General features: G+C 42.8%; 12 protein-coding genes and 1 pseudogene. 8 read left to right on the top strand and 5 right to left on the bottom strand.

Annotation, left to right across the window (positions count from 1 at the left end; all coding sequences use genetic code 11):
• Nucleotides 1-132: 132 nt before the first annotated feature.
• The 6 genes and pseudogenes from VE944_RS05805 (at nt 133) to VE944_RS05780 (ending at nt 3,693) form a co-directional block, all read left to right on the top strand.
• Nucleotides 133-339: a hypothetical protein gene (locus VE944_RS05805; RefSeq protein ID WP_324973594.1), complete on the top strand. Its 207-nt coding sequence runs from the start codon at nt 133-135 to the stop codon at nt 337-339.
• 30 nt (nt 340-369) lie between these two features.
• Nucleotides 370-1,097, top strand: a pseudogene (locus VE944_RS05800) (Uma2 family endonuclease).
• Between the two features lie 92 nt (nt 1,098-1,189).
• Entirely contained in the window at nt 1,190-1,879 is a 690-nt protein-coding gene (locus VE944_RS05795; RefSeq protein WP_229551899.1) for a hypothetical protein, read from the top strand.
• Between the two features lie 67 nt (nt 1,880-1,946).
• Nucleotides 1,947-2,387: a hypothetical protein gene (locus tag VE944_RS05790; RefSeq protein WP_324973589.1), complete on the top strand. Its 441-nt coding sequence runs from the start codon at nt 1,947-1,949 to the stop codon at nt 2,385-2,387.
• A 268-nt stretch (nt 2,388-2,655) separates the two neighbouring features.
• Nucleotides 2,656-2,880, top strand: coding sequence for a hypothetical protein (locus tag VE944_RS05785; protein WP_324973586.1), 225 nt, complete (start codon nt 2,656-2,658; stop codon nt 2,878-2,880).
• 90 nt (nt 2,881-2,970) lie between these two features.
• Complete coding sequence (locus VE944_RS05780) at nt 2,971-3,693, top strand: TerC family protein (protein WP_324973583.1); 723 nt, start codon at nt 2,971-2,973, stop codon at nt 3,691-3,693.
• Nucleotides 3,694-3,771: 78 nt separating this feature from the next.
• On the opposite strand, the gene ndk is transcribed toward VE944_RS05780, so the two are convergent.
• Entirely contained in the window at nt 3,772-4,221 is a 450-nt protein-coding gene (gene ndk, locus VE944_RS05775; RefSeq protein ID WP_229551893.1) for a nucleoside-diphosphate kinase, read from the bottom strand.
• Between the two features lie 227 nt (nt 4,222-4,448).
• Between ndk and speA the strand changes: the two genes are divergently transcribed.
• Nucleotides 4,449-6,461 carry a biosynthetic arginine decarboxylase gene (gene speA, locus VE944_RS05770; protein ID WP_324973580.1) on the top strand — a complete coding sequence of 671 codons (2,013 nt, stop codon included), beginning with the start codon at nt 4,449-4,451 and terminating at the stop codon, nt 6,459-6,461.
• A 135-nt stretch (nt 6,462-6,596) separates the two neighbouring features.
• Here the strand turns inward: speA and VE944_RS05765 are convergent, their stop codons facing one another.
• From VE944_RS05765 to VE944_RS05755, 3 genes are all read right to left on the bottom strand, one after another.
• Entirely contained in the window at nt 6,597-7,766 is a 1,170-nt protein-coding gene (locus VE944_RS05765) for a nucleotidyltransferase family protein (RefSeq protein ID WP_324973577.1), read from the bottom strand.
• Nucleotides 7,767-7,996: 230 nt separating this feature from the next.
• Nucleotides 7,997-8,827: a ScpA family protein gene (locus tag VE944_RS05760; protein WP_324973573.1), complete on the bottom strand. Its 831-nt coding sequence runs from the start codon at nt 8,825-8,827 to the stop codon at nt 7,997-7,999.
• A gap of 201 nt (nt 8,828-9,028) precedes the next feature.
• The gene (locus VE944_RS05755) at nt 9,029-10,117 is read right to left on the bottom strand and encodes an AI-2E family transporter (protein WP_324973570.1); all 1,089 of its coding nucleotides are present in this window, start codon (nt 10,115-10,117) and stop codon (nt 9,029-9,031) included.
• Nucleotides 10,118-10,244: 127 nt separating this feature from the next.
• Here VE944_RS05755 and pdxH point away from each other — a divergent pair, with 127 nt between their 5' ends.
• Nucleotides 10,245-10,889: a pyridoxamine 5'-phosphate oxidase gene (pdxH, locus tag VE944_RS05750; RefSeq protein WP_324973567.1), complete on the top strand. Its 645-nt coding sequence runs from the start codon at nt 10,245-10,247 to the stop codon at nt 10,887-10,889.
• 117 nt (nt 10,890-11,006) lie between these two features.
• On the opposite strand, the gene VE944_RS05745 is transcribed toward pdxH, so the two are convergent.
• Nucleotides 11,007-11,624: an FMN-dependent NADH-azoreductase gene (locus VE944_RS05745; protein ID WP_324973564.1), complete on the bottom strand. Its 618-nt coding sequence runs from the start codon at nt 11,622-11,624 to the stop codon at nt 11,007-11,009.
• Nucleotides 11,625-11,720 lie beyond the last annotated feature (96 nt).

Genomic DNA, 11,720 nt, shown 5'->3' with positions numbered 1-11,720 from the left:
TTACGCAGTTTTGCTCCAACTACAACAGAAATGGTTGATACAGTAATCTCAGTTGCACTCGACTTAATGAATCCTCAACATTTAAAAAACTGGTTTACTAATTGTTGCTATTGTACCTCATAACACCGGGAAGTGCTGTATGCTTTTAAAAGTTTAAATGAACAAACATCAGTTTGGGGTTTAGTAACTAACGGACTGCGTTATCAATTTGTTTATTTAAGACGTGACGAACAGCCAACTTATCAGTTAATGCCATTATTAAATCTGAATGAATCTCCCGGTGCAATTAAGTCGTTACAAGTTCTTAAAAGCATCTGCAAGTTACCGAATTTTCAGTAAAATGAACGTATAATTGCGGGGCGATCGCTGATGTCTGAACCTGCTACCCTAGAAATTATCTCTGATGGTATTTCAGAAGACGAAGTTATTTTTCCTTCTGGCGATATACTGAGTGACGAACCACCCTTGGAAAGTGACTTACACCGCGACCAAATCGATTTGCTGATTCGCATCCTCAAATTGTGGTGGCGAGATAGGCAAGATTTCTATGCTTCTGGCAATTTGACGATTTACTACAGTCCTAACCAGAAAAAATCAGAATATTTTCGCGGCCCAGACTTTTTTGTAGTTTTGGGAACCGAGAAAAAAGATCGTAATAGTTGGGTAGTTTGGCAAGAAGACGGCAAATATCCAAACCTGATTGTGGAAATTTTGTCAAGTTCAACGACAGCAGTTGATAAAAGTTTAAAAAACAAGTTTTTCAAGATACCTTCCGTACACCAGATTATTTCTGGTTTGACCCTGTAACAATGGAACTTCAAGGGTTTCATCTAGTTGATGGCAAGTATCAAGAAATCCAAGTAACTACTGATGGACGTTTCTGGAGTCAGCAGTTAGAACTTTATTTGGGAGTTTATGAAGGTAAATTAAGATTTTTCACTACTGAAAATCAATTGATACTATCATCAGAAGAATTGGCGGAACTTGAACGTTTACGTGCCGAACAGGCAGAAGAACGCGCCCAACGAGCAGAGCAAGAAATTGCTCGACTGCGGGAGGTTTTACGTACACAGGGCATCGACGTAGAGAATATTTAATGACATCAGGAAATTAACTAAAGACACTTTCAAGTTAAAATCTAGTTATCAGTGTGTAAAAAAAGCGTAATCTTCTGAAAGTAGGGCATCGTTTGCAAGCAAAAGAAATTAAGGATCAGCTAAAGTCCCTTACCCTCCAAGCCTCCTCGATAGATCATAATTTAGCGAGAAGATTAGATGAAATCAATCGTTGGGTAAAACACATCAAGCCAGGTTCCCTGACAGCAAAACCCTTTGTCACTGCCTTTCTGCTAGAGGTAATTACGGATTCGACAATTTGGCTGATAATCAAATCCTTACCTTCAGAAGAAGAACAAAAAGCAAAGTTCGATCTGATGACACCGATTGAGAGATATTGGTATGGTTATCTATTTCCCAGATGGTTTAATGCAAGTGACTCCAAGTTTTATATTTGGAAGCAAAAATTGATGGCAGGCGAATTTAATCAAGTAGATGATGATATTATTAGATCAATAGCTCAAGATATTGTTCAGCGAGAAGGTAGTTTTTGGCAGCGTTATATAGCCGACCTTTCAATGGCAACAGATTTAATTGTTAGTCGTAACAATGAACCACTGTGCATTCAAATTACCAGTGTTAGTGAAGAACTAAATCAGCAAAAGTACGAAGCTTGGCAAAATACACTGCGATCGTGGGAAATCGAGAGGGGGCTGTTCTTAAGTTACAATCCCAAGGATGCTAATTTTGTCAACCAGCTAGTCAACGTGGCCCTGTATAACAGTGATTACCTTTCTGGTGGCAAATATTTAAAATTTTCTTGAATTTTCAGGAATTTCATATTTCAGATTTGTTTCTAGCCTATATACTTACGTGCTAATTAGAGCTTTTATGGCTAACAAAAGAGAAACTCACTGCAACAATCAAGTAGATACATTTGCTGAAGCTTTAGCAACAGCACGACAAATGCAGCAGAACTGGCTAACTTATGGGGTTGATTTTGTCAATATTTACGTTGAAGATGTGGAAGGAGACTGGCTAGAAACGTGGGGACATGACGAAATATTAGGTAATTTTCAATTAGATACTATTAAGGAATTTTTGGTAAGTAATGATAGTGTAGCTGTTAGGGTAAGACAGCATTTAGGAGAGCGATCGCTGTTTGATTTTGCAGTAAACTTAGATGAATCTTGGAGAATTTCCCAAACCAATGACAGGTTATCTGCTGTAAAAAATCTGTTAGCTGGTGAAGGAAATAGCATTGATACAGATGATGTCAGGTTATTGGATTTAGTAAATAGTCTGCTGGTAAAGTTGGCAGAGATTTTGTGAAATTTGAAATTATATTTTCGCAAATTGCTTCCAAAGGCTATTTACATTTATTTCTCACGTTGAAGCATTCATAAGATAGTTTGACCTTATTAATAAATCTCGCATTGCGTTTCTATCCCGCCTCGGAATGAATTCCGAGTCTCATAGCTAAAGTCCACTCAAGTAAACTAAATGATTAATTCAGTCCACTTGAGTGGACTTTAGCTATCAGCCCTGAACTTCAGTTCTGGGCGGGATTGCCTGTCTGTGTGATTTTACTCTGACAAAAATGTGGGTAGAGAATTTTTCGACTTGTGTTTACACCGTAGCCTTTATAAGGGGAGGGTTAGGAAAGGGTAAAACTAATTCTAGATACGTACTGACAGCAGCCCATTGCGATCGCACTAAGCTAGATGTTAAAACTTTGGATGTATTGACTTATACGCAAATTTCCCCACTTGTAGGGCGATCGCACACATTTAACCCTCTTCAAAATGCACCACAAGCACGTTAAGCTGAATTAGAGTGACAATTTATTGCGCTTTTTAATATATAAATCTCTGTTCTTGTCAAATTTTAATTTTTTCTGCTTGAGAAACCCGGAATGCTAGACCAAATTTTTAATTACCTCGACTTTCATTTTAGCCTTGAAGCCCTTATAGTCCTGCTGATCCTGGTGCTTTTAGAGGCGCTGTTATCTGCCGATAATGCGATCGCTCTCGCTGCGATCGCAAAAGGGTTGGAAGACAAGGAACTTGAGCGTAAAGCTTTGAACTTTGGTTTAGTCGTTGCTTATGTGCTGCGAATCACCCTGATTCTCACTGCCACTTGGGTGCAACAATTCTGGCAATTTGAATTATTGGGCGCTGCTTATCTACTGTGGTTGGTATTCCAACACTTTACCTCAGAAGAAGCCAACGACGACCATCATCACGGCCCGCGTTTTACTTCGTTGTTGCAAGCAATACCCGTAATTGCATTTACAGATTTGGCATTTTCTTTGGATAGCGTGACAACTGCGATCGCAGTTTCTCAAGAAAAATGGCTAGTGCTGACGGGTGCAACAATTGGTATTATTACGCTGCGATTCATGGCAGGATTGTTCATCCGTTGGTTAGACGAATATGAAAATCTAGAAGACGCAGGCTATGTAACTGTAGCGTTGGTAGGCTTGCGCTTGTTGTTGAAAGTGGTGAACGATAGTTTAGTTCCACCAGAATGGATCATGATTACTGCCATCTTCCTTATTTTAGGCTGGGGATTTTCCAAGCGTGTTGGCGCTGAATTACCCCAAGTAGAACCAGAAAAGAGCGAAGTCTCTAAATAAGTGAGGGGGATCAGGGAGATAAGGGGGATGAAGAAGAATAATTGTTTACTTACTCCCCACTCCCCACTCCCTAGTTTTTTACTCGTGCAACCAAGGCGTTAAATGTGGTTGCCAATTGACTAATTCTTCATCCTTAAACCATAGGGCTATTTCCTTTTGGGCGGTTTCTGGAGCATCAGAACCGTGGATTAAGTTGCGACCAATATTTATGCCAAAATCGCCGCGAATCGTTCCTGGCTCTGATGTTAAAGGGTTCGTCGCACCAATAATCTTTCTGGCAGATGCAACAACACCATCACCTTCCCATACCATCGCCACCACTGGGCTAGAAATGATAAATTCGACTAGACCAGCAAAAAAGGGACGTTCCCGGTGAACATCATAGTGTTGTTCAGCTAATTCCCGACTGACTTTCAGGAACTTTAAACCAACTAGGGTAAAACCTTTAGTTTCAAAGCGACGGATAATTTCCCCCACTAATCCCCGTTGTACTCCATCTGGCTTAATTGCTAAAAATGTACGTTCCAAAGCTATCTCCAAAAACTTAATGAATTTTTTATCTGGTCAATTGTCATTTGTCCTTTGTCATCCTCTGTCTAGAGTCTAAGAGTTTTGCACTAATGACCAATGACTAATGACATACGACTAATGACCAATCAGAGTTTATCTCAGAAATTATCTTTGGGTGCATATACGTTCCCAAATGAATGCGTTAAATTGTTAAATTGTGGCCGAAAAACAGAGGTTAGGAAGAAATGGGTGCTGATTTAACTGCTACATCTGACGAGGTGGTGCTACCGTCCAATGGACTCAAAGAAGTGAAAAATCATAAGCAAAAAAAGCTGTTACCACCTAGTCCTACCACAGGAGATTTACCTCGCTCCTGGAAAATAGAGGATAGCGAAGCATTATACCGCATTGAAGGTTGGGGACAACCTTATTTTTCCATTAGCGCTGCTGGTCATGTGACCGTCGCACCTAAAGGCGATCGCGGGGGATCTCTTGACTTGTTTGAATTGGTCAACGCAATGAAACAGCGCAACTTGGGGCTTCCCATGTTGATTCGCTTTTCCGATATTTTGGAAGACCGGATTGAGCGGTTGAATGCTTGTTTTAATAAAGCGATCGCTCGCTACAATTATCCTGGTGTTTACCGTGGCGTGTTTCCCGTCAAGTGCAACCAAGAGCGGCATTTGATTGAGGATTTAGTGAAATTTGGCAAACCCCATCAATTTGGATTAGAAGCTGGTTCCAAGCCAGAATTAATGATTGCTCTGGCTGTCCTGGATACACCAGGAGCATTGTTAGTTTGCAACGGCTACAAAGACCGGGAATACATCGAAACGGCAATGTTAGCCCAAAGACTAGGGCAAACACCAATCATCGTCTTAGAACAGATTGAAGAGGTTGATTTGGTAATTGATGCCAATCGCCAGTTAGGTATTAAGCCAATATTAGGTGTTCGTGCTAAACTCAGTACCCAAGGCATGGGACGTTGGGGAACCTCCAGTGGCGATCGCGCTAAATTTGGTTTGACAATGCCTGAAGTAATCGAGGCTGTTGACAAGTTACGCGAAGCTAACCTGCTCGATTCTTTGCAGTTGATGCACTTCCACATCGGCTCACAAATTTCTGCCATTAATGTGATTAAAGATGCCATCCAAGAAGCCAGCCGCATTTATGTAGAATTGTCGATGCTGGGAGCAGATATGAAATACCTTGATGTTGGTGGCGGCTTGGGCGTAGATTATGATGGCTCCCAAACTAACTTCTATGCATCGAAAAATTACAACATGCAGAACTATGCCAACGACATTGTGGCAGAGTTAAAAGATACCTGTGCAGAGCGGCAGATTCCCGTACCAACACTGATTAGTGAAAGTGGACGAGCGATCGCTTCCCATCAATCGGTGCTGATTTTCGACGTTCTCAGTACTAGTGATGTCCCTCTCGACATCCCAGAACCTCCACAAGAGGGAGAATCCCCGATTATTAATTATCTTTGGGAAACTTACCAATCCATCAACCAAGAGAATTATCAGGAGTTCTACCACGATGCTGCACAATTCAAAGAAGAAGCCATCAGCCGCTTCAACTTAGGAATATTACGCCTCAGAGAACGAGCCAAAGCCGAACGCCTCTACTGGGCTTGTTGTCAGAAAATTCTTAGTATCACTAGACAGCAAGAATACGTACCCGATGAGCTGGAAGACCTCGAAAAAATCATGGCTTCCATCTACTACGTGAATATGTCAGTGTTTCAATCAGCACCAGATTGCTGGGCGATCGATCAACTATTCCCGATTATGCCAATCCACCGCTTGGATGAAGAACCAACACGGCGGGGAATTTTGGCAGACCTCACCTGCGATAGTGATGGTAAAATCGACCGCTTTATAGACCTGCGCGATGTCAAATCGGTTTTAGAGTTACACACCTACAAGCCCGGAGAACCCTATTATTTGGGAATGTTCCTGAATGGAGCTTACCAAGAAATCATGGGCAACTTGCACAACTTATTTGGGGATACTAACGCCGTTCACATCCAATTGACCCCCAAAGGCTACCAGATTGAACACATTGTCAAAGGTGACACCATGAGCGAAGTGGTAAGCTACGTCCAGTATGACTCCGAAGATATGGTGGAAAACATTCGCCAGCGTTGCGAGAAAGCATTAGAAGAAAAGCGCATCACCCTAGCAGAATCTCAGCGACTGCTACAAACCTACGAACAGAGCCTTAGAAGATATACGTATCTAAATAGTTAGGATTGGGGATTGGGCATAGGGAAGAGACAAGGGGACAAGGAGAATTGGGGACAAGGGGAAGGGAAAGACTTGTAAAAAGTCCCCTTGTCTCCTTGTCCCCCTCATCTCCCTCATCCCCCTCATCCCCCCAATCCCCTAACTTGCGTTTGTCCCCAACAATTCCTCTATCGCTTGCAACTCAAGAGGCGTATCTGATCGCGGCGTCTGACGGGCATCGGTAATCAGCCAGTCTAAAGCAGCCGCCTGAACATCTATTGCAGCGCCAGTTTTATCCACACAATAACGTCCAAACACCAGCTTATCGACTAAACGCACTCCTGGCCCCAGGCGCGACCATTCAAAAATCACGCTGTTTTCAACTGTTGCACCACTACATATCCAACAATTAGGGCCAATCATCGCAGGGCCAACAATTTTAGCCCCGTCTTCTATTCTCGTCATACCGCCAATGTAAACCGGGCCTGTGATATCCACTTTGTCCCAATTTACGGCGACATTTAAGCCAGTGTAGATGCCAGGGGCAACTTCATGACCAGGAATTTGCACATTCTTGATTTCACCCAGCAGTACACCGCGAATCGCCCGCCAATAATCTGGTACTTTACCAATATCTACCCATTCAAAGTCCATAGGGATGGCATAGAAGGGGGCTTTGATTTCTACCAATTTGGGAAACAAGTGGCTACCAATGTCATATTCGACACCAGAGGGGATATAGTTAAACACCTCTGGTTCAAAGATGTAAATACCTGTGTTGATGTTGGTGCTGAGGGCTTCTTCAGTTGAAGGTTTTTCTTGGAAAGCTTTAACACGCCCCTCTTCGTCTGTTACCACCACACCGTAGCTAGAAACTTCTTCCTTGGGGACAGATTTTGTGACAATAGTAGCGATCGAGCCTTTAGCTCTATGCCATTTAACCGCCGCAGTTAAATCCAAATCAATTAAAGCATCACCGCATAACACCACAAAGGTATCATCAAAAAACGGTGAGAAGTCTTGGATGCGGCGCATCCCTCCAGCTGAACCTATTGCTTCGCCTTCCAGTTTACCCTCGTCATCAATTTTCCCTTCAAAGGAATAGGCAATTTGCACCCCAAACCGTTGGCCGTCACGAAAATAGTTTTCTATTTCCTCAGCCAAATGACTAACATTGACCATAATTTGGTCAAATCCATGTTGGCGTAACAGTTCCAGCAAGAACTCCATCACTGGCTTTTGCAGGATGGGAATCATTGGTTTGGGAATTGTATAGGTAATCGGACGCACGCGAGTACCCTTGCCAGCCGCGAGAATCATCGCTTTCATAAAATTTATTCCTCAACCACAAGCCAGTTTACTTTTATCGAGTGATACTTAATCATCAATTTTTATTTCTGCTCTAAGTTATCCCTTAAACAGGGATAACAGGAATTTAGTGGTTATTGCAACCATAGGTATACTTAGATGACAAGCGATCGCTTATCTTTTCAATTTACTCGGATTTTGGGGCTGAATCAAAAATCTGTAAATTATCTGTAAAGCTACTTATCACTTTCTTAATTCATCGACTGCTCAAAAGTGTTAGCAGTCTTAGCTGAATCTGTAAGTAGCCGAATTTTAATCTCATGGTAAAACTCCTCTTGAAACAGCTCTACTTTCGATTGAGCCGAAAGTAGTAGTAGCGCCCAAAAAACGCTAACTAGGTTACTGTGTTTAGAATCATGTCCAGACCCATTTTGGTTGAAATGCTTTGTCTGAGTCCACAACTCTACAAGTTGTTCTAGATTCAACCAATTTTGTTCTAAATTTAGCTCCCTTGCTGACACATTCAACACCTGCTCCAGTTCCCTGGCTACTTCCGTCAGATTTTCCTGGTGAGCTAACTCCAGCGCCTCCCGCATACTTTGGACGCTAGGTAGTCGTCTAGGACGGATAGGTTTGCTGACTTTTTCTACCAGTTTTAGCTGGTTCGCCATAATCTGCAATTGCTTAATTAACTCTTGCAGAGTCACCCGGCGCTTTGGTGGCGGCATTGCCGATGCACGACGACGCAATTGCCGTTCTAATGGTAGACGATGACCCTGATGTAATATTCCGTCTTCATCTTCCAATAGAGAATCATCTACTACACCATCCGTAATCTCTCCTACTGTTGACAACTGCATCAAGGTATTGGCTTTGAATAATACCAGCATTGATGCTGACAAAAATGCCTGTCCAGATTGAGACAAGTCCGATTCATAACCTCTTCCTATTGCCTCCGGTGCCATCAGTTCTAAGTAACGGTCAATCACCTCAATCACTTGGACATCCCAAGGGTCAATTTCTCCCTGTTGGGCTTGGTAAATTAGGAGTGTGATTGTCTCTAATAGCTCGGAAGCTTCCATTAACGGGTTCTAAGTTAATTAATTAGAGGAATTGCTGTTGCCAGTATCCCCTGAAATTTGTAATCAATCACCATTGTGAATTGTGACATCTGATTATGCAACTTTTAACCTTGGGAATTGGGAATTGGGCATTAGGCATTGGCCAGAGGTTATAAATTCTTCTTCCTCTGCTCCCTCTGCTCCCCCTGCCCCTCTATCTTCTTAATCAGCAGGTGGGTCATGAGGAATAGTGACAGTTGTTGACACAAAGTTACTTGGCTTACCGCTCTTGATCGCATCGAAAGTTCCTTTGATAGTACCAGCAATGGGAACAGCAACAAGTGTCCCTAACAAGCCAGCAATCTCAAATCCCATCAAAATAGCTACAAAAATCCAGATGGGATTCAGCCCAATAAAGTTGCCGAGTAACCTGGGAGCTAACAAGTTATCTTTAAGCTGCTGCATAAGAATTGCCGCTATGGCAACTTGAACTGCCAACCACCAATTTTGCAGCAGTACTAAAATCGTCACTAGACCAATGCCGAGAGATGCCCCGATAAAGGGAATAAGTTCCGAGATACCGATTAATATGGCAAACAACAGGGCAAAGGGCACGTTCATCACTAAGAAAATTGGCGTCAGGGTTAGCACCATGAACAGTCCTAGCAATAACTGGCTGAGGAAAAAGTTCTGAAAATTTAGGCGCAAGGATGTGGTAAGGGGATCTGCAATATTAGAGGGCAAAAGATTGACCAGACCATACCAGACGCGATCGCCATATAAAAGCATATAAAATGCAAGCACGATTACTAACACTACGTCAAGTAATCCTGAGAGCAGTGTTCCAGCAAACCCCACCGCACCAGAAGCTAGTTGTTGTACCAGATTCTGAATATTGGCATTGATTTGACTGCTCACAACTCTCAAATCAATTGGCAAACGTCGTTGTTTTGCCAACATCTCAAAGTGCTTTAAGTTTTCTTGACTGGCGCCTAACCAATCAGGGATATTATTTAACAGTTGAATTGTTTGATCAATGATCAACGGCACTAGAGTTACGCCCAAAATCACCAACAGGGTTAATGTTGCAAGTAAAACTATGCTCACCGCTTGAGTGCGCGTGATCCGGGCCCGTTCAAAGAACTTAACCGGGTAATTTAGTAGAAAAGCCAGAATTGCTGCAATGATCAAGACGGTAATGGGATGCTGAAAATAGCGAAAAAGCACAGACAGCAGCCAGACATTAACAGCGATAATCGGGCCGCTTAGACCATAAATTAACAGGCGTTGAAGGGAGGCCGAACGGCGCATCTTATGCAACCTATTTTAAATATTCTTTGAGAGAATTTGTAAAATTCTTGATGGTGCTGATCATCATCATAGATATTTTTAACAAAGACATGTATTAGCGTATCTGATAACAAGGAAGTAAATCAAAATGGATAAAACCGTAGCTGACCTTCGCAAAGACTACACCTTGGAAGGTTTGAGCGAACTTGAAGTTGACCTCAATCCGTTTATCCAATTTAAAAAATGGTTCGATCAGGCACTAGCAGCGCAACTCCCAGAACCTAATGCCATGACCATTGCTACCGCGACACCAGACGGTAAGCCCTCAGCCAGAATGGTATTACTCAAGGATTTTGATGAACGGGGCTTTGCCTTCTTTACTAACTACAACAGTCACAAAGGACAAGAACTGGCAGAAAATCCTCAGGGGGCTTTAGTGTTCTGGTGGGCAGAACTGGAACGTCAAGTCAGAATTTCGGGGTATGTAGAGAAAGTTTCCGAAACTGAGTCCGACCAGTATTTTCACAGTCGCCCTGCCAACAGTCGCTTGGGAGCGTGGATATCTAATCAAAGCGAAGTGATAGAAAGCCGAAAAGTCCTAGAGCGACGTTTGCAGGAGTTTAAGAGCAAATATGAAAATGAGGAGATTCCCCGACCACCTCATTGGGGAGGCTTACGAGTGATCCCCACAGAAATTGAGTTTTGGCAAGGCCGCCCTAGCCGTCTGCACGATCGCTTGCTCTATAGCCGTTTAGATAATGACACTTGGAAAATTGAGCGGTTGTCACCGTGAAGAAGAGGCAGTTCTTGCTGGGGGACAAGGTGACTTGGGAGAACTTGCAACGAGTCTTTCCCCTTGTCCCCAATTCTCCTTGTCCCCCTTGTCTTCTTCTCTATGCCCCGCATCACATTACCACTGGGCGATCGCACCTTGAATTGCTGCCCGTGCCTCTGATAAAGATCGGGTACGGGCATCACCCTCATTCAGGCTATTAGCGTTAATAAATTGAATATCTGTAATCCCAATAAAGCCGAAAATCGCCCGCAGGTATGGTTCTTGGAAGTCGTAGGCAGCGAAAGGAGATGTTGCGCTAAAGTCACTACCGCGAGCTGTAATGATAACTGCCTTTTTACCCTCGACTAACCCTCTCAAGCCTTGAGCATCTACAGCAAAAGTCCGGTTAGCGCGAACGATTTGATCGATGTAAGCCTTAAAAGTAGAAGGGATATTCAAGTTATACATTGGCACTCCAAAGACGTAGCGATCGGCTGCCAAAAACTCATCAATCAGTTCGTCAGAAATCCTAAGTGCCTCAGCTAATTCTGGGGTATGGGTTTCTGGTGATGAAAATGCAGCTGCAATCCAAGCTTCATTAACGTGAGGAACTGGGTGACGTCCTATATCTCGATAGGCGATCGCATCTTCAGGATGTGCAGCTTTCCAAGCACTGACGAATTCCTTAGATAGTTCTCTGGAGTGCGATCGCTCACCACGGGGGCTGGAATCAATATGTAGGATGTTTACCACCAAATATCTCCTGATTAGCTAAGATTTCTGCTTTTACTTTTTTTGAGTCTAAATTTTAAAGCATTACATTAGATACTAAAAGTAACTAGTTACTAA

Origin of the sequence: Nostoc sp. (genome assembly GCF_035638895.1) — a bacterium.
In the GTDB taxonomy this organism is placed as follows: domain Bacteria; phylum Cyanobacteriota; class Cyanobacteriia; order Cyanobacteriales; family Nostocaceae; genus Nostoc.
The sequence above is the reverse complement of the archived record's forward strand: the minus strand, read 5'-3'. Positions and strand labels throughout refer to the sequence as shown.

What these genes read in the sequence shown, in the direction of transcription:
- speA (WP_324973580.1), top strand. Translation starts at nt 4,449, where the DNA reads ATGGGTGCTGATTTAACTGCTACATCTGACGAGGTGGTGCTACCGTCC.
- VE944_RS05760 (WP_324973573.1), bottom strand. Translation starts at nt 8,827, where the DNA reads ATGGAAGCTTCCGAGCTATTAGAGACAATCACACTCCTAATTTACCAA.
- VE944_RS05785 (WP_324973586.1), top strand. Translation starts at nt 2,656, where the DNA reads ATGTGGGTAGAGAATTTTTCGACTTGTGTTTACACCGTAGCCTTTATA.
- VE944_RS05755 (WP_324973570.1), bottom strand. Translation starts at nt 10,117, where the DNA reads ATGCGCCGTTCGGCCTCCCTTCAACGCCTGTTAATTTATGGTCTAAGC.
- pdxH (WP_324973567.1), top strand. Translation starts at nt 10,245, where the DNA reads ATGGATAAAACCGTAGCTGACCTTCGCAAAGACTACACCTTGGAAGGT.
- VE944_RS05780 (WP_324973583.1), top strand. Translation starts at nt 2,971, where the DNA reads ATGCTAGACCAAATTTTTAATTACCTCGACTTTCATTTTAGCCTTGAA.
- VE944_RS05765 (WP_324973577.1), bottom strand. Translation starts at nt 7,766, where the DNA reads ATGAAAGCGATGATTCTCGCGGCTGGCAAGGGTACTCGCGTGCGTCCG.
- VE944_RS05790 (WP_324973589.1), top strand. Translation starts at nt 1,947, where the DNA reads ATGGCTAACAAAAGAGAAACTCACTGCAACAATCAAGTAGATACATTT.